The organism is Paraburkholderia terrae (genome assembly GCF_002902925.1).
GTDB lineage: Bacteria > Pseudomonadota > Gammaproteobacteria > Burkholderiales > Burkholderiaceae > Paraburkholderia > Paraburkholderia terrae.
Map to the genome: position 1 here is coordinate 2,161,640 of NZ_CP026111.1, position 19,575 is coordinate 2,181,214.

Consider the following 19,575-nt stretch of genomic DNA (forward strand, 5'->3'; position numbering starts at 1 on the left):
CCAACGACCGTGTCCTCCGATCCGTCCGACAACGAGCAGACCAACGCGGCAGCGCGGCCACCCCGCTGCGCCGACGAAATCGAAAAGGACTTTCTGGATCTGCTGATGTCGGGCATTCCGCCCGACGTCGCGCACGACAAGTTCGAGCGCCTGTGGGATGAGACGAACGCCCTCGCCGCATCGTCGATGATGACGGCGCGAGCGCTTCCGTATATCGCGCTGCTCAAGCGCATGCATACGGCGTTCGCGGAGCGCTATCCGCGCTGAACGGCTGAACGCGGATGGCTCTCTGGCAACCCGGCGGCACGCGCGGCCGCCGCGCCAGCTTACGACTTCGCGGGACGCCCCGTCTTGACCGCTTCGAGTTCCTGCACGGCCGCGATCAGCCGCTTGGCGGGCGACACGGCAAGCAGATTCAGACCCGCGCGCAGCAATTCGCTCTTCTTCACGGAAAGGCCCGCGTCGAGACAACGCTGCTTGAGTTCGGCGATCTTCGCGTAGTCGGATTTCGGCATCGTGAAGCTGTCGCGGACGACTTTTTCCTTCTCTTTCTTCACGCGCGCCTTTTTCTCGGCGGCGGTGGCGGGTGCCGATGCGGTCTTCGCGGTCTTGACGGCCTTGGCTTCCTTAGGCGCCTTCGCAGGCTTCGCGTTCGCGGCAGGGCTCGCGTTGCTGGCGGGCTTCACTGCCTTTTCCGTCTTTGCGCTCTTCGCCGCTTTCACAGTGCCCGCCGCGCTCGTGGCGCTCGCTGTCTTCGTGGCTTTGGCGGTCTTCGGGCTTGCGCTTGCTGCTTCCGGCACGCTCACGGGTGCCTGCTCGACCGTCGCTGCTTTCTTCGCTTCCGAAGTCTGCGAAGCCTTTGCTGCAGGCTTTTTCGTTTCGGTAGCCGGTTCCTTCGCGCTCTTCGGGAAGTGGAAGGCCTTCTTGGTGGGTTCCTTGGTTCGTGGCGTGCTCATCGTGTTTCCTCGTTAACGGTATAAACAGTATATACGGTTTATCGGACAGTGCTGCTCGCCATCAGGTGATGTGTAGAAGACAGCGCCCGCTACGCTTCGCGTAACAGTCGCACCGCCTCGCGCCGGCATGCCTTGCGACGCTCTTTCAGAAACACGAGCGCCGCGTGCGCCTCGGTTTCGTCGGCGAACAGACTGGTGTTTTCGCGCAACAACGCAATGCTTGCCGTCACGTCGTTGAGTTCGCCGAAGCACTGCTGCAGCTTCTTGAGACGCTTCAACGTCTGGTCCTGGCCGACGTCATCGAGCACGGGCCCGAAAAGCTCGATCAGATAACGAACCTTCTTGCCCGCCTTGCGCACGTCGTGGAGCAGATCGTAGTCGGCGCGTTTCGCGCGGGACGCCGTGCGCATCCGCTTTCGCAACGACTTTTCGGCGGCACGCACGCGCTTTGCCGCGAACTTCTGCAATGCGTGCCTTTCGGGCGCCGTGTTCAATGCCTTCGATGTGCTTGCGAGCGCGCCATGCAGCACGTTGCGTATGTCCGCGTTGACGAGCGTCTCGCGGCTCGCGGCCAGCGCGCGCTCGCGCGCTTCGCGCAGACAGGCTGGCGTGACGCAGGTCGCGCCCTCTTCGCCATTTTCGTTCGTTTCGTTCTTCTCGCCCGCCAGCAGTTCCAGCAGGATGTCCCAGTCGCGCGTCTTACCGGCGGCATCGGCGAGGAAGCGGTACAGCGCGCGCTGCCGCGTGTTTTCCTGCCTGTCGAGCAGCGGACCATACGCCCACCACAACGAGCGCAAGCGCCGCAGCGCAACGCGCAGCTGATGCAGGGATTCCGGCGAAGCGTCGGCGTGAATGGATGCGTTGTGCGAAAGCGCTTCGTCGACGAGCGGCGCTGCGAGCGCGGCGAACGTCGACTCCGCTTGCGCTTCGCCGCCGGAATCGGCGACGTCATGCGCGCGATCGTCGTGTTTCATGGGGCCTCGTATCGGGAGCGACAACAAGATGCCTTGTGATGCATCGACCGATGCAGCAGACATCATACGCTTTCCCGATCGCGCCAAAATCGCGACTTCTGATGCTGCGTCTATCTGTCCTGCGGCAGGTTGCGTATGGCGAACGTCGGCAGATCCATCACGAGACAGAAGCCCCGGCCTGGCGCGAGCACGCAGTCGATTGGAACCGCCGCGCCCGCGTCGCGCGGCGGCTTGCGTCGCAACGCGACGACGCCCTGAATCCAGCGCTGGAATGCGGATAACGGCCATCCGTATAACGCGACGTCCGCCACCGCCACTTCCACGTTTTCCTCCTGCAGCCAGCCGCCAATGTAGTTGCCCGCGCGTAGTTGCAACCGCGGCAACGGCGTCGTCTGCGAAACGTTCGCAACATCGTCATGGCCGCTACCGCTAGCCATGCTCTCGCCGGAAGCGAGATAGATGAAATAGTGCGGCGCTAGTATCCGTGCGCGGGCGACGATATCAAGCGCGCCGCCTTCGACGCGACGCTCGGGCAATACGAACTCGTGCGCATCGGGCGCCGTGTGCGCGCGCATGTCTGTCAGCTTGACGCGTAGTGCTTGAATTTTTTGCCTGCAGGCATTCGTCCAGCGCTGTTCGGCATCGTCGAAATCGAGTTCGAGCGTGCAGAGGTCGCCCGGATGCACGGCCTTCGCATCCGCAAGCGCGCGCCGCGCCGCGACGATCGCCTTCGGCGCACTCAGCGAGATGTACCGCGACAGCTCGCGGCCCACATCGTCGACATCGATCCGGTATTCGAGCAGGCACCAGCGCAACGTCGGATCATGCATGGCCGCGTCGGCGCGCACGACACGTCCGCCGAGCGCCATCGTCGCGTACAGATATTCGACTGTCTTGCGCGTCGTTGGTGCTGGCTGTTGACGTGGTGCGGTGAGATTCAGGGCGTCCATGTTCCGCATAGCCGCGCGCCGGTTCAATCGACGCACGCTGATAACCAGTACAGCTAAAACTACGCCACGTGTCGGGCGCCTCGCTCGCCGACCAACATGCACACGAACGCCACGCCCCTCGCGCGCCGCCCGAACGGACAGGCACGCGGGATGCGCTATGCATCCCGTGGACTTCCAAAGGAGGAAATCATGACCATACTTGACCCGAAAATGAACCCGGCCCGTGGGGGCGCAGGCATCGTCGGCGGTGGCGTGGGCGAAGGTCCGGGGCCTGAAGTGATGGCTGCGGCAACGCTGGATGGCAACAAGGTCGTCTCGTCGGACGGCGAACATGTAGGCAAGATTTCGGACATCATGCTCGACGTGCGCAGCGGACGTGTCGCTTATGCAGTGCTGTCGGAGGGCGGTTTCCTCGGCATGGGCAGCAATCTGCACGCGATCCCCTGGAGCGCGCTGACGCTCGATACCGACGAGAAGGTATTCCGCGTCGATATCACCGCGCAGCGGATCAAGGACGAACCGGGCTTCGACAAGGATCATTGGCCGTCGATGGCCGACGAAACCTGGGGTACGCAGATGCATCAGTACTACAACCGCGATCCGTACTGGACGACGACGTCGGTGGATCCTGTCGCGGTGCGGGATCGGGGGCTTTGATCCGGCTTTGACTTTTGGCTTCGGCCCAGCGTTCGCCCGTCATACAGTCGTCGGGCGAATCGCTGAGTCTTCTTTCCGTTGCCGTCGCGGCGGCCGTCCAGCAGGACGGCCGCCGCTTACTTTCATGAATGCACAACGTTGGATCTAAAACGGCACTCCGACATCAGCGCATGCGGAGTGTTCGCCCGCATCCAACATCGAAGCGTCCCGCCGTCCACTCAGATCGAGACGTACAACCGCCCGAAGCCCCGCCGGGGCTCGTTGAAGCGAGGCAGCCATCACCGTCGGCACGGTCATTGCACTTGTTGGCTATGTCAAACAGGAGCAGGACATGATGCGCCATTATCCGGATGCAGCCGAACCGAGGTCGATTCGCACAACGACCATCGTCGCCATCGCCGCGCTAGCCCTTATCGCCGCTTGCGGAACTGGGATTGCGGCACTTCTCGGGCTTCTGCCCGAATCGGAAAACGTCGCGGCCACGGTGACCACGATCCCGCTGGTCGATATCTGGCGAAATGAGCCGAGCGCCCCCATCCGGTCGCAGTCCGAAAACCGGGATTCGGGAATGTCCGTGGAGTAGTCACCGGCACGGTTGACGCGAGTCGCATCGACCGTTTCGTTCCCAGCACATCCCCGCTTCACGAGATATTTCCCCTTCCGCCTCTTCCCTTCCAGTCGCAAAACGCACAGCGAGCCGACGGAAATCGATCCGACGAAAACTTGCTACGGTTCTCCGACGGCCCCGTTAAAGCGGACCTGGTTACGGGTGAAAAACACAAAACGAAAGCACAAAAAAAAGGCGCCATGTTTCCATGGCGCCTTCAAAAAGTTCTAGCCATTCCGAGGGCCGTGCTAGAACCTGAGAGACGGTACTGAAAAACTGCCTGGAAAGCGGCGCCGCGGCGGCTGCATCAACTTATGACGCGCGCGCGATTACTGCACGCTTTCGAAATATAGTTCCATTTTTTATGGTAATGCTGACTAAGTCAAGCAAAATTTAATCGCCTCGGACTGCTCAAAAATTACATTCCTATACAATGAATCGTCGTAGGAAAAAGGGACTTAGGCCTTTACTGAGAGAGGGCCTGGGGCGCTTCAAAGGAAGCTGTATCCTGGAGCGTGTTCCACAATATTGAAATAACGTTTCATAAAAACCACATGAACCAGTCATCGACGCGTCCGGCCGTCATGGATTCCGCGAAGGAAAAAGACGGTTCCGGCGACGAGGTCACCGCGCTCGCGCGCGGCCTGACGGTACTCCGACGGGTCGCGGCCGCCGACGCCCCGCTGTCCAACCGCGAACTTACCGAATTGACGGGCATTCCAAAACCGACCGTCTCCCGGATCACCGCAACCCTTGTGAGCGCAGGCTTTCTGTTTCGTCTGCCCGACAGCGAGCGGTTCGTGCTCACGTCATCGGTGCTGGAGCTGAGCAACGGCTTTCTGCGCAACTTCGACATCCGCGCCCGCTCGCGGCCGTTTCTGATCGAACTGGCCGAGCGGACCTCGCTGTCCGTGCATCTCGCCGTGCGCGACCGCCTCGAAATGGTCGTCATCGATGCGATCAAGCCGCGCTCCGCCGTGCTGGTGTCGCGCCTCGACGTCGGCTCGCGGATGGACCTGAGCCGTACCGCCGTCGGCCGCGCGTATCTGGCGGCGCTCACCGACACGGACCGCGAAAAGCTGCTGATCGGCTTGCAGGCCGCGGCGGGCGACGACTGGGGAAACATCAGCGCCCGGCTCGACGCGGCGCTGCGCGAAACGAACGCGCAAGGCTTCGCGATCGCGACGGGTGAATGGCACGAAGGGCTCAACGCGATTGCAGCCGGCTTCATCGGGCCTTCGGGCGAACGTTACGCGGTCAACTGCGGCGGCTCCGCGCATCAGTGCCCGCGCGACTGGCTCGTTTCGCGCGCAGCGCCCGCGCTGCTCGAGACGATCGACCGGATCGTTCACGAGATCGGCGGCACGCCGGGGCGCCGGCTCGACGCCTGAGCACGGCGAGCGGCAGCCGCGCGCCGCAGCGACAAGCCGATGAGAAACCCGACATCCCGCTGACGCACGCCTTTCGACCGCGCGAAAACTGTGTAACGGTCGTAATCCGCCGAAAAATACGCCGCTGGACTGTAACTCGGCCCGGGACGTAGCATCATGCTTTCCCGCGCGCCCGGGGAAGCCGCCACAGTCTCCCGCGCGCCCCGCCAGCGCATGCGCATCGGCAACGCGGGCGGGAACGCGCCCGGCAACGGACGCAGCGGCGGACACCAGCACGGCCAACAGGGAGGAGCCGTCAGTCATGCCGATAACGTGTCTGGCCGCGAAGCGCGGCCGCCGTCACGTCACGGTCATCGCGATGAATCACGCATCAATTAGCATCGCGCCGGCATGCGCGATCAACACGAAGCGGCGCCCGGCGAAACACGGCCGCGCACATCGCGCGTTACACCAGCACGTTTGCCCCATTAAGCCAGCCACCTGATCGAACGATGGACGAACAAAAAAAGCAGCCTGAACCTTCACGCAACGCCGCCCCCGCCAGCCCGCCTCCCGGGCGCGATCCCGGGCCTGGGCCTGGCGCCGTCAAGCGGCATCGCGGCCGCACGATCGCGCTGATCGTCGCCGTCGTGGTGATCGCGGGCATCGTGCTGGTGCGCTGGCATCCGTGGAACAAGACCGCTGACGGCGCGAGCGCGGCAGCGGGCGCCAGCGGCGCACAGGCGGGACGTGCCAGCGGCGGCGGCCGCCGCGGTGGCGCGGGCGGCGCGAACCAGCCGCAACCCGTTCACGTGGCGACCGTGAAACAAGGCGAAATGCCCGTCGTGCTGAATGCGCTCGGCACCGTCACGCCGCTCGCGAACGTCACCGTGCGCACGCAGTTGACGGGCACGCTGCAGACGGTCGCATTCCAGGAAGGTCAGATGGTCAAGAAAGGCGATCTGCTCGCACAGGTCGACCCGCGTCCGTATCAGATCAGTCTCGCGAATGCTGAAGGCACGCTCGCGAAGGACACGGCGCTTCTGCAAACCGCCCGTCTCGACCTGAAGCGCTATCAGACGCTGCTGTCGCAAGACTCGATCGCGAGCCAGCAGGTGGACACGCAGGCGTCGCTCGTCAAGCAGTACGAAGGCCAGGTAAAAGCGGATCAGGCGAACATCGACACCTTCAAGCTCGATCTCACCTACGCGCGCATCACGGCGCCCGTCTCGGGCCGCGTCGGCCTGCGCCAGGTCGACGCCGGCAACTACGTGACGCCGGGCGACACGAACGGCGTCGTCGTGATTACGCAGTTGCAGCCGATCAGCGTGATCTTCACGACCTCCGAAGACAACCTGCCCGCCATTCTCAAAGGCATGCGCGCGAACCAGAAGATGTCGGTGACGGCGTACGACCGCAGCAATACGACCTCGCTCGAAGCGGGCTATCTGGAAACCATCGACAACCAGATCGACACCACCACGGGCACCGTGAAGCTGCGCGCGACCTTCCAGAACAACGAAGGCCTGCTGTTCCCCAACCAGTTCGTCAACACGCGCCTGCTCGTGAACGTCGTGAAGGATGCCGTGATCGTGCCGACTTCGGCCGTGCTGAACGGCTCGATGGGCGCGTTCGTGTACGTCGCGAAACCCGATAACACGGTAACGGTGCGTCAGGTGAAGGTCGGCCCCGTCGATGGCGAGCGCACCAGCATCGCGTCGGGCCTGCAGGTCGGCGAGCGCGTCGTGATCGACGGCTCGGACCGGCTGAAGGAAGGCGCGAAGATCACCATTCCCGCCGATCGTCCGCGTGGCGCTTCGGGGGCTTCGGGCGCATCGGCGGCCCATGCGGCTTCGGGCGCATCGGGTGCCGCGGGTGCGATGGGTGCCTCTGGCGCGCACCGTCACCGGCACGCGTCGCAGACGTCGGCGGAATAAGGCACGGCTGATACCGCATGAATCCATCCCGCGCCTTTATCCTCCGCCCGGTCGGCACCGCCCTGCTGATGGCGGCGATCATGCTGGTCGGGCTCGTCGCACTGCGTTTTCTGCCGCTGTCCGCGCTGCCCGAAGTCGACTACCCGACCATCCAGGTGCAGACGTTTTATCCGGGCGCGAGCCCGGATGTGATGACGTCGTCGGTGACGGCGCCGCTCGAACGCCAGTTCGGGCAGATGCCGTCGCTGAACCAGATGTCGTCGCAAAGCTCGGCCGGCTCGTCGATCATCACGCTGCAGTTCAGCCTCGACCTGCCCCTCGACGTCGCCGAGCAGGAAGTGCAGGCGGCCATCAACGCGGCGGGCAACCTGCTGCCGTCCGACCTGCCCGCGCCGCCCATCTACGCGAAGGTCAATCCCGCCGACGCGCCGATCATCACGCTCGCGATCACCTCGAAGACGCTGCCGCTCACGCAGATCCAGGACATCGCCGACACGCGCCTCGCGCAGAAGATCTCGCAGGTCGCGGGCGTCGGCCTCGTGAGCCTGTCGGGCGGCCAGCGTCCCGCCGTGCGCATCCAGGCCAATCCGCGCGCGCTCGCTTCGTACGGGCTGAATCTCGACGATCTGCGCACCACGATCTCGAACCTCAACGTCAACACGCCCAAGGGCAACTTCGACGGCCCGTCGCGCTCATACACGATCAACGCGAACGATCAGCTGACGGACGCCGACGCGTACAAGAGCGCAGTCGTCGCGTACAAGAACGGCCGCCCGGTGATGCTGACGGACGTCGCGACCATCGTGGCCGGCGCGGAGAACACGAAGCTCGGCGCATGGGTCGACAATACGCCCGCGATCATCCTGAACGTGCAGCGCCAGCCGGGCGCGAACGTGATCCAGGTAGTGGACAGCATCAAGAAGCTGTTGCCCACGCTGCAGCAGTCGCTGCCCGCCGCGCTCGACGTGCAGGTCGTCACCGACCGCACCACGACGATCCGTGCGTCCGTGCGCGACGTGCAGTTCGAACTGATGATGTCGGTCGTGCTCGTCGTGCTGGTCATGTATCTGTTCCTCGCGAACATCTACGCGACCATCATCCCGAGCCTGTCGGTGCCGCTCTCGCTGATCGGCACGCTCGCCGTGATGTACCTGTGCGGCTTCTCGCTGGACAATTTATCGCTGATGGCATTGACGATCGCGACCGGCTTCGTGGTCGACGACGCGATCGTGATGATCGAGAACATCGCGCGCTACGTCGAAGAAGGCGAAACGCCGTTAGAGGCCGCGCTGAAAGGCTCAAAGCAGATCGGCTTCACGATCATTTCGCTGACGGTCTCGCTGATCGCGGTGCTGATTCCCCTGCTCTTCATGGGCGACGTGGTCGGCCGGCTGTTCCATGAGTTCGCGATCACGCTCGCGGTGACCATCGTGATCTCGGCCATCGTGTCGCTCACATTGGTGCCGATGATGTGCGCGAAGCTGTTGCGCCACACGCCGCCGAAGGAAAGCCACCGCTTCGAAGCGCGCGCGCACGCGGCCATCGACTGGGTGATCGCACGTTATGCCGTCGCGCTCGAATGGGTGCTCAACCGTCAGCGCTCGACGCTCGTCGTCGCCGTGCTCACGCTCGTGCTGACGGGCGTGCTGTACGTCTACATTCCAAAGGGCTTCTTCCCGGTACAGGACACGGGCGTGATCCAGGCGATCACGCAGGCGTCGCAGTCGGTGTCGTATGCGTCGATGGCCGAGCGCCAGCAGCAGCTCGCCGCGGAAATCCTGAAGAATCCGAATGTCGAAAGCCTGACCTCGTTCATCGGTGTAGACGGCAGCAATATCACGCTGAACAGCGGCCGCATGCTGATCAATCTGAAGCCACGCGACGATCGCGACGCGACCGCCAGCCAGGTGATCCGCCAGTTGCAGCAGGACACGTCGCACATTCCCGGCGCGACGCTCTACATGCAGCCGGTGCAGGATCTGACCATCGATTCGACCGTCAGCCCGACGCAGTACCAGTTCATGCTGACCGATCCGAATATCGACGAATTCGCGACCTGGGTGCCGAAGCTAATGGAGCGCCTCGCGCAGTCGCCTGAAATCGTCGACGTCGCGACCGACCTTCAGAACAACGGCCAGTCGGTGTATGTCGAGATCGACCGCGCGTCGGCGGCCCGCTACGGCATCACGCCCGCCACCGTCGACAACGCGCTCTACGACGCATTCGGCCAGCGCATCATCTCGACGATCTTCACGCAGTCGAACCAGTACCGCGTGATTCTCGAAGCACAGCCGACCATGCAGCACTACACGGAGTCGCTGAACTCGATCTATCTGCCGTCGTCGACGTCGTCGGGCGGACAGGTGCCGCTCAACTCGATTGCGAGCTTCCACGAAAGGCCTGCGCCGCTGCTCGTCACGCACCTGAGCCAGTTCCCGGCCACGACCGTCTCGTTCAATCTCGCGCCGGGCGCGTCGCTCGGCGCGGCCGTGAAGGCGATCCAGCAGGCGGAAAAGGACATCGGCTTGCCCGCTTCGTTCCAGACGCGCTTCCAGGGCGCGGCCCTCGCGTTCCAGGCGTCGCTGTCGAATGAACTGTTCCTGATCCTCGCCGCCATCGTCACGATGTACATCGTGCTCGGCGTGCTGTACGAGAGCTTCGTACACCCGATCACGATTCTTTCGACGTTGCCGTCGGCGGGCGTCGGCGCGCTGCTTGCGCTGCTCGTCACGGGCCACGATCTCGACATCATCGGCATCATCGGCATCGTGCTGCTGATCGGCATCGTGAAGAAGAACGCGATCATGATGATCGACTTCGCGCTCGAAGCCGAGCGCGAACACGGCAAGTCGCCGCGCGAAGCGATCTATCAGGCGTGTCTCTTGCGCTTCCGCCCTATCCTGATGACGACGATGGCGGCGCTGCTCGGCGCGCTGCCGCTGATGCTCGGCACGGGCGCGGGTTCGGAATTGCGCCGTCCGCTCGGTATCGCGATTGCGGGCGGCCTGATCGTCAGCCAGCTGCTGACGCTCTTCACGACGCCCGTGATCTATCTCGGCTTCGATTCGATTGCGCGGCGCCTGCGCGCGCGCTTTCATCGTGAAGGTCATGGCGAAGGTCCGACCCGGCCTCCCGTCACCGACGCCGACGCCTGAATGAAGAGGCCGAACCGATGAACCTGTCGCGTCCCTTCATTCAACGCCCGGTCGCCACCACGCTGCTCGCGATCGGCATTGCGCTGGCGGGCCTCTTCGCATTCGCGAAGCTGCCCGTCGCGCCCTTGCCGCAGGTCGATTTCCCGACCATCTCGATTCAGGCGAGCCTGCCAGGCGCGAGCCCCGAGACGGTCGCGACCAGCGTGGCCAGCCCGCTCGAACGGCATCTCGGCACGATTGCCGACGTCACGGAGATGACCTCGTCGAGCTCGGTCGGCTCGGCGCGCATCACGATGCAGTTCGGCCTGAACCGCAACATCGACGGCGCCGCGCGCGACGTGCAGGCGGCCATCAACGCGGCGCGCGCCGACCTGCCCGCGAGCCTGCGCTCGAATCCGACGTACCACAAGGTCAATCCCGCCGACGCGCCGATCCTGATTCTCGCGCTCACGTCGAAGACGATGACGGCGGGCCAGTTGTACGATTCGGCGGCGACCGTGCTGCAGCAGTCGCTGTCGCAGGTGGACGGCGTCGGCGAAGTCGACGTGAGCGGCTCGGCGAACCCGGCCGTGCGCGTCGAACTGGAGCCGCAGGCACTCTTTCACTACGGCATCGGTCTAGAAGACGTGCGCGCGGCGCTGGCGTCGGCGAATGCGAACAGCCCGAAGGGCTCGATCGAGTTCGGCCCGAACCACGTGCAGCTCTACACGAACGACCAGGCGAAGAAGGCCTCGCAATACAAAGATCTCGTGATCGCGTATCGCGACGGCGCCGCCGTGCATCTGTCCGATGTCTCCGAAGTCGTCGATTCCGTCGAAGACCTGCGCAACCTCGGTCTGATGAACAACGAGCGCTCGGTGTTGGTGATTCTTTACCGGCAGCCGGGCGCGAACATCATCGAGACGATCGACCGCGTGAAGGCGATGATTCCGCAACTCAAGGCGTCGCTGCCCGCCGCTGTCGAAGTCACGCCGACGGCCGACCGCTCCACCACCATCCGCGCCTCGCTGAAAGACACGCAGTTCACGCTGATGATCGCGGTGGCGCTCGTCGTGATGGTCGTGTTCCTGTTCCTGCGCAACTGGCGCGCCACGCTAATTCCGAGCGTCGCCGTGCCGATCTCGATCATCGGCACGTTCGCAGCGATGTATCTGCTCGATTTTTCGATCGACAACCTGTCGCTGATGGCGCTGACCATCGCGACGGGCTTCGTGGTCGACGACGCGATCGTCGTGCTGGAGAACATCTCGCGGCATATCGAGAACGGCATGCCGCGCATGAAGGCGGCCTTCGTCGGCGCGCGCGAAGTCGGCTTCACGGTGATGTCGATCAGCATCTCGCTCGTCGCCGTGTTTCTGCCTATTCTGCTGATGGGCGGAATCGTCGGGCGGCTGTTCCGCGAGTTTGCGTTGACGCTGTCGCTGGCGATTGGCGTATCGCTGATCGTGTCGCTCACACTCACGCCGATGATGTGCTCGCGCCTGCTGTCCGAGCCGCACGAAAGGAAAGAGGAAGGCCGTTTCGCACGCTGGCTGGAGCGGGGCTTCGACTGGATGCAGCGCGGCTATGCGCGCACGCTCGGCTGGTCGCTGCTGCATCCGCGCCTGATTCTGCTCGTGCTGATCGCGACGATCGGGCTGAACGTGTATTTGTACATCATCGTGCCGAAGGGATTTTTCCCGCAGCAGGACACGGGACGGCTGGTGGGCGGCATACAGGCGGATCAGTCCACTTCGTTCCAGGCGATGAAGGTAAAGTTCTCCGAGATGATGAAGATCGTCCAGGCGAACCCTGCCGTCGACAGCGTGGTCGGCTTCACGGGCGGACGGCAGACCAACTCGGGCTTCATGTTCGTGTCGCTCAAGTCGAAGAGCGAGCGCAAGATTTCCGCCGATCAGGTGATCCAGCAGTTGCGCGGGCCGCTGTCGGACGTCGCTGGCGCGCGCACGTTCCTGCAGGCGGTGCAGGATATTCGTGTGGGCGGCCGGCAATCGAACGCGCAGTATCAGTTCACGCTGCTATCGGACTCGACTGCCGATCTCTACAAATGGACGCCGCTTCTGACGGAAGCGCTGCAAAAACGGCCCGAACTCACCGACGTCAACTCCGACCAGCAGCAAGGCGGTCTGGAAGCGATGGTGACGATCGACCGGGCGACGGCGGCGCGTCTGAACATCAAGCCCGCGCAGATCGACAACACGCTGTATGACGCGTTCGGCCAGCGCCAGGTCTCGACCATCTACAACCCGCTGAACCAGTATCACGTCGTGATGGAAGTCGCGCCGAAATACTGGCAGAGCCCTGACATGCTCAAGCAGGTGTGGGTCAGCACGTCGGGCGGCAGCGCGAGCGGCTCGCAGTCGACCAATGCGACGGCGGGCACGGTCACGTCGAGTGCTTCGTCGGGCGGCACGGGGGGCACGACGTCATCGAGCGCAGCCGCTGTCGCGGGCGATGCCGCGCGCAATCTGGCGAACAACTCGATTGCGGCGAGCGGCAAGTCGAGCGCATCGACGGGCGCGGCCGTGTCGACGTCGAAGGAAACGATGATTCCGCTTTCCGCGATTGCGAGCTTCGGGCCGGGCAGCACGCCGCTTGCGGTGAACCACCAGAGCCAGTTCGTCGCGTCGACGATCTCGTTCAACCTGCCGCCGGGCAAGTCGCTGTCGGAAGTGACGGATATCATCTATCAGACGATGGCTGAGATCGGCATGCCAGGGACGATCCGCGGCAGCTTCCAGGGCACGGCGCAAGCGTTCCAGCAATCGATGTCCGACCAGCCGATCTTGATTCTCGCGGCGCTCGCAGCGGTTTATATCGTGCTTGGGATTTTGTACGAGAGCTATATTCATCCGCTGACCATTCTGTCGACGTTGCCGTCGGCGGGGGTCGGGGCGTTGCTCGCGCTGCTCCTTTTTAATACCGAGTTCAGCATCATTGCGCTGATTGCGGTGATTCTTCTGATTGGCATCGTGAAGAAGAATGCGATCATGATGGTCGATTTTGCGATTGATGCGTCGCGGCAGGGGCTTTCTTCTCGTGATGCGATTGAGCAGGCTTGTCTTTTGCGCTTTCGGCCGATCATGATGACTACTTGCGCTGCGCTGCTTGGCGCGCTGCCGCTCGCGTTTGGGCGCGGTGAGGGGGCGGAGTTGCGTGCTCCGCTTGGTCTCGCTATTGTTGGTGGCTTGATTGTGAGCCAGATGCTCACGCTCTATACGACTCCCGTTGTTTATCTTTATATGGATCGGATTCGGGTTCGGTGGGAAGCCAGGCGGAATCGGGGGGCGGCGGCTTCAGGTGCATGAGTTAGGGTTGGTTTTGTCTGCGACGCTGGGTGGGCTGCTAGTGTTTGCGATGGCATCCGGTTTGGTTTTTTGGGCCTTTGCGCTGGCATCCGCGATTTGCTTTCGTGCTTCACGCGTCGCCCCTGTGCGGGGCGGCACCTACTTTTCTTTGCCGCCGCAAAGAAAAGTAGGCAAAAGAAAGCGGCTCACACCGCCAGCCCGTGTTCCTATCCACGGGCCCCCAACGTCCCCACGCTTCACATGACAGTGCCCTGGTCGGTGCTCGTTCCCAACGCCTCGAATAAACGCCTCACCCACTTCAAACACCCGCACACCTGCTAGCGGCAGCGAATGATATATGCAGCCCAGGTGGCAAACTGTGTGTAGGTTGTCGCGTCGTATAGCTCGGCGCTCTTACAGGGTGGAGCGTTCACTATCGGGTCCGAAGTGAGGCGCGCGAGGCACTACGGCCTACACACAGTTTGCCACCTGGGCGGCGGTGGAATAGCTGGCACGGCATGCTGCAGCGCGGGTGGGTGAAGCGGGTGAGGCGCACTGCAAGAGCGCTGGCAACGAACATGGGTCACGTGGTTGCCGTGTGAAGCATAAGACCCTTTGGGGGCCCTCGGGCAAACACAAGAACTGGCGGTGTTAGCCGCTTTCTTTTGCCTACTTTTCTTTGCGGCGGCAAAGAAAAGTAGGTGCCGCCCCGCACAGGGGCAACGCGTGAAGCACGCTGACGAATCGCGGATGCCAGAGCAACGGCCCAAAAAACCAAACCGGATGCCAGCGCAAACCCATGCGGCCCCACCCAGCGTCGCAGACAAAAAAACACCAAACCTTAAAGCTTCTGCGCCATCGCCAGATCAAAAATCCTGACCCACTGCCGAGCCTCGCGTTCGGACCTAACAGGTAAGCGCCACTCGGGATGCGCCGCATCCTTAACATCGACCTTGACCTGCCAGCGCTCCCCATCCCGCACCGGCTGCGCCCCGCGAAGATCCGCAAAAATATACGAACCCCTCAGACCAGCGACCTGCAAGTCACACAACCGCTTCCCCGCCGCGAGGCGAACCCCGCCCCATTCGCCCTTGAGTTCGTGAGTCCAGTCGCCCTCGCGAATATTCGCCGACACTTCCTTATGCCGACGCCACCACCACGCAAGTGCCGCGAGCACGAGTGCGGCAAACAGGATCGCAACACCCACGGCCACGCCAAGCCCAAAATGCGCTGAGAGCGCATGAAACGCCTGCACGCAGCCATAAATCAACGCAATCAGAGCAATCAGCGCAACGACGATAGGCATGGCAACGTGTCCTGCAATGGCAGCGCGATATCGAAAACGCAAGCAATATAAACAGCAATCAGATGCCGCGCCGCGTAAAAGGAAAACATCGACCGACGCCCGCTCAGGGCTACTTATGCGTTGCAGCCCACTCCTTGAGCGCCTGCATCGTATTCTCGACATGCTTGTCGGGCGACAGGCTCGTGTACTCGTAAATTATCTTGCCATCCGGCGCAATCACATACGACACGCGGTTCGCCATCGATGCATGCATCGGCAGCCCCGCGTCATACGCGTTGATCACCTTCGAGTCGGGATCGGCAGCAACGGGGAATTTGCTGCGGCATTCGCTGACCGAGAACTTCGTCAGCGTGTCGATGTTGTCGTGCGACACACCAATCACGGTCGCGCCGTACTTCTTGTACTCATCCACAGCTTCCGCGAATTCGTGCGCCTCGATCGTGCAGCCCTTCGTGAACGCGGCCGGATAGAAGTACAGCACCACCGGGCCCTTCTTCAACGCATCGGCCAGCGCGTACGTGTACGTCTTGCCGCCTAGCGATGCCTGCGTCGTAAAGTCCGGCGCGCTGTCGCCCGGCTTGAGCGTCGCGGAAGCCGTCAACGCATACAGCGACATACCCGCGCACAGCACAGCCGCCAGTGCGAATGGCACAATCTTCAGCTTCATGTCGAATCCTCGAATCGTAAGCGCACGATGCCCGTGCAACGCCTCGCGACGCTATGCCTTACAACATGAAGCGTCGAGGCTCAACTTGCGCCCTATATTGGACCACGTTTGACAATTGCGCGTCGTCAGCCGGACAAGTCGGAGGCGCACGACGCGCGAGTCAGTCGCCCAGATGCGCGCCAAACCACGCCGCCGCCGACAGATTCAGCTCGGCCAGCACGATCGGCGTGAGTGCGCCGAATTCTTCCAGCGACTGGGCGCTTGCCACGGCAGCCGCATCCTGCGCCTCGCCCGCCGCTTCCGCGATGCTCAGCAGCGCGCCCATCTGCCCCGCCCGCTCGACGATAGCATCGCGAATCAGCGGCGACAGATCGAGCGGATCGAGTGTAGCGTCAGGCGTCGAATCAACGAGCACATGCACAAGCGAGAACACGCCCGTCAGGAACGCGGCGTCCGCAAACGCCTCGTCGTTCGGGCGAATCCAGCGCGCGGCCAGCTCCATGAAGCGCGCGCGCGTACCCGCGAGTTGCACGAGCGGGTCGGAGCGCCACGGTAGATCGCCGCCGCCCGCGTACAGCAGCAGTTGCGCCCAGCGCGCGATCTGCCGCGTGCCCGTCGCGATGATCGCCTCGCGCAGCGACGAGATGTTGCGCCCGAGCCCAAACGCGCTCGAATTGACGAGCCGCAGCAGTTGCATCACGACATTCGGATTGCGCTTCAACTCATCTTCGAGCTCGACGATGCCCGCTTCACGCGCGAGCAGCGCAAGCAGCCGCAGCAGCGAGGTGCGCGACGAGCGCGTGCGGCGCGTCGACAGCACCTGCGGCCGCGCGAAGAAATAGCCCTGGAAGAGATCGAAGCCGAGTTCGCGGGCAAGCGCGAAGTCTTCGCGCGTCTCGACCTTTTCGGCGATCAGCGTCTTGCCACGACTGGCGAGCGCCTTCGCGAGGCCCGGCAGTTGCGCGCGGTCCGTCTGCAGGAAATCCACCTTGACGATATCCGCGTACGGCAGCGCAGTGAGCAGGTTCGGCGACAGTTCGCACACGTCGTCGAGCGCGATGCGAAAGCCCGCGCGGCGCAAGTCGGCGATGCGCGCGATGAGCCGCGCGTCGAACTGCACCGTCTCGAGGATTTCGAGCACGAAGCGCTCGGGCTCCATCAGATGCACGATGTCGTCGAACAGCAGTTCGCGGCCAATGTTCACATAGCCGCGATGCGCGCCGAGCACGGAGGGCACGCCGATGCCGCCGATCGTGCGCACCACCACCTGCGCGGTGGCCTGCGCGTCGTCGGAGACCTGCGCGTAATTTTTCGCGCTGCCGCGAAACAGCAGTTCGTAAGCGTGCAGTGCGCCGTCGCGGTCGAGAATCGGTTGACGCCCGACATAGACGAACTGCGCCGATGAGATCGCCTCGTCCTCTTCGCCTGCTTGCGCAAACGTTTGGGGGCGGCTGGCTTCGTCGTTTTGAAACGGATCAGGCATGTTTAACGGCTGCTTGGATTCGGAAAACGGCTTGCCTGCGGGGTCGCCAACTCGCGCCCCGTCAGGGGGAATAACGGAGCGCGTTCGCCGCCACTTTAGCGGAATCCACCGGCAATGCACAGGCATCCAGGGTAGCCGCGAATCCTTACCATATGTTATGGCGCTTTTTGTGTCTGAAAGCTAAAGATTCTGTCGCAAACGTCGTTATCCCGTTCTGATGGACGGCCTCGCGCCTGCCCCGATCGGTCCGCCGACGGGCATCGCAAGGACGTCCAGCCTCACGACGAACCGGGTAGTCAGCGACACACATGGAAGCGACCAGGATCACCCCAGCCCGCCGGGGCTTGCTGCGCACGGCAATCGACCGATTCCGCGCGGCCCGTCAGCCCGCGCGCGCGACGGTCGCACCAGGCGCATCTGGTTCGCCAGGTGCTTCGCACGGGCTCGAACAGGCCGCGCATGCCGTCGACTTCCTCGCGCACGTGGCGCGCAATCTCACCTTTCTGTATGTCTCCGAGGCGAGCCTGCGCTTCATCGGCTATCACCGCGAGTATCTGCAAACGGTCACGCTGCACGAACTCGTCGCACCCAGCGACGTCGCCCGTCTCGACGCCGCGCTGCGCCGCGCCGACGAAAGCGGCGTGGTCGAAAAAATCACGCTGGATCTGATCAAGTCGCTGACCTACCCCGTGCCCGTCGAACTGCGCATTGCGCGCAACTGTCACGACGGCATCGAAGGCTATGCGATCGCGGGCTTCGACGTGTCGAGCTGGCGCGCGACGGAAGCGAGCCTCAAGCATCAGCTGCATCACGACAACCTGACGGGTCTCGCAAACGTGCCCGCCCTCGTCGAGGAAATGCGCCACGCGCAGCAGAAGGCGGACGCGACGGGCAAGTCGGCCGCCCTGCTGCTGCTCGATCTCGACGACTACCAGCGCGTGAACCGCGCGCTCGGTTACGACGCCGGCGACGAAATGCTGCGCGACACCGCGCGCCGCCTGTCCAACATGACGACGCAAGGCGAACTGATCGCGCGCATCTCCAGCGACGAGTTCGCGATCCTGCTGCCACCCGCGCATGCGCGCGCCGACACCGCGATCGCTGCCGAAGCGCTCGCGCGGCGTCTGTTGACGGCGATCCAGCAGCCGTACACGTTCAACCGCCAGCCGGTGCATCTGTCGGCGAGCGTCGGCATCGCGCTCTATCCGGACACGCAGCACTCGGGCGAATCGCCCGAACACGCACCGCGCGACAGCCAGCTCTTGCGCTGGGCGGACCATGCGCTGGCACGCGCGAAGGCGGCAGGTGGCAACACGCTCGCGTTCTACGTACCCGACGACAGTCCCGCTGACGCCGAGCGCCTGAAGCTCGAATCGGACCTGTACGACGGCGTGCGCAATGGCGAGTTCTCGCTGCACTTCCAGCCGATCACGAGCAGTCAGTCGCACGGCGTGGTCGGCGTCGAAGCGTTGATTCGCTGGCAGCACCCTGTGCATGGGCTCGTGCCGCCGTCGATGTTCATCCCGCTCGCCGAATCCGTCGGCCTCATCAACTACCTGGGCAACTGGGTGCTGAAGGCCGCGTGCATGCAGTTGATCCGCTGGGACATTCAAGGCATCCGGCTGCAATACGTCGCGGTCAATGTGTCGCCGCAGCAGTTCCGCGATCCGCGCTTCAAGGAAAGCGTGCGCGAGGCGATCGCGCTCACGGGCATCGATCCGCACCGGGTCGTATTCGAGATCACGGAAAGCCTGCTGATGCACGACCCGCAGCACGCGACGGCGTTGCTCGAAGAGCTCACGGGCCTCGGCATCCGCTTCGCCGTCGACGATTTCGGCACTGGCTATTCGAGCCTTGCGTATCTGCAACGCTTCCCGCTCGCGAAACTGAAAATCGACCGGAGTTTTGTGGAGAATCTGTTAACCTCGCGCAACGATCAGGCGATCGTCAGCGCCGTCGTGGGTCTCGCGCAAACGCTCGATCTCGAGCTCGTCGCCGAAGGCGTCGAAACGGAAGCGCAGCGTGAGCTGCTCACCGAGATGGGCTGCGGTCACATTCAGGGCTGGCTCGTCTGCAAGGCACTCCCATCGGAAGAACTCGCGCAGCGCTTCGCATCGCGCGCGCTTCACGTGCATGGTGAAGCGTGACTGACATGACGCGTGTTGATATTGGGCACAGTCAACGTCACGACTTGCCACTCACTGGAACTTGTATGGCTCTTGCGGG

Annotated in this window: 14 protein-coding genes; 8 read left to right on the forward strand and 6 right to left on the reverse strand. The window is 63.4% G+C overall.

Annotation, left to right across the window (positions count from 1 at the left end):
• Window positions 1–9: 9 nt before the first annotated feature.
• Window positions 10–267, forward strand: coding sequence for a hypothetical protein (locus C2L65_RS09570; RefSeq protein WP_042308459.1), 258 nt, complete (start codon window positions 10–12; stop codon window positions 265–267).
• A 59-nt stretch (window positions 268–326) separates the two neighbouring features.
• Here the strand turns inward: C2L65_RS09570 and C2L65_RS47200 are convergent, their stop codons facing one another.
• The 3 genes from C2L65_RS47200 to C2L65_RS09585 form a co-directional block, all read right to left on the reverse strand.
• A complete protein-coding gene (locus tag C2L65_RS47200) occupies window positions 327–956 on the reverse strand; it encodes a hypothetical protein (RefSeq protein ID WP_042308457.1) in 630 nt (209 codons plus the stop codon).
• 89 nt (window positions 957–1,045) lie between these two features.
• Window positions 1,046–1,930 (reverse strand): CHAD domain-containing protein, encoded by an 885-nt coding sequence (locus C2L65_RS09580; RefSeq protein WP_042308455.1) that lies wholly within the window; start codon window positions 1,928–1,930, stop codon window positions 1,046–1,048.
• Window positions 1,931–2,040: 110 nt separating this feature from the next.
• Window positions 2,041–2,880, reverse strand: a complete 840-nt coding sequence (locus tag C2L65_RS09585; RefSeq protein WP_042308528.1) for a hypothetical protein — start codon at window positions 2,878–2,880, stop codon at window positions 2,041–2,043.
• Window positions 2,881–3,069: 189 nt separating this feature from the next.
• Between C2L65_RS09585 and C2L65_RS09590 the strand changes: the two genes are divergently transcribed.
• The 6 genes from C2L65_RS09590 (at window position 3,070) to C2L65_RS09620 (ending at window position 13,914) form a co-directional block, all read left to right on the forward strand.
• On the forward strand, window positions 3,070–3,537 hold the full coding sequence (locus C2L65_RS09590) for a PRC-barrel domain-containing protein (protein ID WP_042308453.1): 468 nt from the start codon (window positions 3,070–3,072) through the stop codon (window positions 3,535–3,537).
• Window positions 3,538–3,868: 331 nt separating this feature from the next.
• Window positions 3,869–4,120 (forward strand): hypothetical protein, encoded by a 252-nt coding sequence (locus C2L65_RS09595; RefSeq protein WP_042308452.1) that lies wholly within the window; start codon window positions 3,869–3,871, stop codon window positions 4,118–4,120.
• Window positions 4,121–4,698: 578 nt separating this feature from the next.
• Window positions 4,699–5,535: an IclR family transcriptional regulator gene (locus tag C2L65_RS09600; RefSeq protein ID WP_042308450.1), complete on the forward strand. Its 837-nt coding sequence runs from the start codon at window positions 4,699–4,701 to the stop codon at window positions 5,533–5,535.
• Window positions 5,536–6,026: 491 nt separating this feature from the next.
• Window positions 6,027–7,451 (forward strand): MdtA/MuxA family multidrug efflux RND transporter periplasmic adaptor subunit, encoded by a 1,425-nt coding sequence (locus tag C2L65_RS09610; protein ID WP_042308446.1) that lies wholly within the window; start codon window positions 6,027–6,029, stop codon window positions 7,449–7,451.
• A gap of 17 nt (window positions 7,452–7,468) precedes the next feature.
• A complete protein-coding gene (locus C2L65_RS09615) occupies window positions 7,469–10,606 on the forward strand; it encodes an MdtB/MuxB family multidrug efflux RND transporter permease subunit (RefSeq protein WP_042308443.1) in 3,138 nt (1,045 codons plus the stop codon).
• 17 nt (window positions 10,607–10,623) lie between these two features.
• Window positions 10,624–13,914: an efflux RND transporter permease subunit gene (locus tag C2L65_RS09620; RefSeq protein ID WP_042308441.1), complete on the forward strand. Its 3,291-nt coding sequence runs from the start codon at window positions 10,624–10,626 to the stop codon at window positions 13,912–13,914.
• An 820-nt stretch (window positions 13,915–14,734) separates the two neighbouring features.
• On the opposite strand, the gene C2L65_RS09625 is transcribed toward C2L65_RS09620, so the two are convergent.
• The 3 genes from C2L65_RS09625 to C2L65_RS09635 all read right to left on the reverse strand — a co-directional run bounded on the left by C2L65_RS09625 (window position 14,735) and on the right by C2L65_RS09635 (window position 17,349).
• Window positions 14,735–15,199 (reverse strand): hypothetical protein, encoded by a 465-nt coding sequence (locus C2L65_RS09625; protein WP_042308439.1) that lies wholly within the window; start codon window positions 15,197–15,199, stop codon window positions 14,735–14,737.
• 109 nt (window positions 15,200–15,308) lie between these two features.
• Complete coding sequence (locus C2L65_RS09630) at window positions 15,309–15,866, reverse strand: peroxiredoxin (RefSeq protein ID WP_042308436.1); 558 nt, start codon at window positions 15,864–15,866, stop codon at window positions 15,309–15,311.
• Window positions 15,867–16,026: 160 nt separating this feature from the next.
• Window positions 16,027–17,349: an EAL and HDOD domain-containing protein gene (locus tag C2L65_RS09635; protein WP_042308434.1), complete on the reverse strand. Its 1,323-nt coding sequence runs from the start codon at window positions 17,347–17,349 to the stop codon at window positions 16,027–16,029.
• A gap of 308 nt (window positions 17,350–17,657) precedes the next feature.
• Here C2L65_RS09635 and C2L65_RS09640 point away from each other — a divergent pair, with 308 nt between their 5' ends.
• On the forward strand, window positions 17,658–19,496 hold the full coding sequence (locus C2L65_RS09640; RefSeq protein WP_042308433.1) for a putative bifunctional diguanylate cyclase/phosphodiesterase: 1,839 nt from the start codon (window positions 17,658–17,660) through the stop codon (window positions 19,494–19,496).
• The last annotated feature ends 79 nt before the right edge of the window (window positions 19,497–19,575 follow it).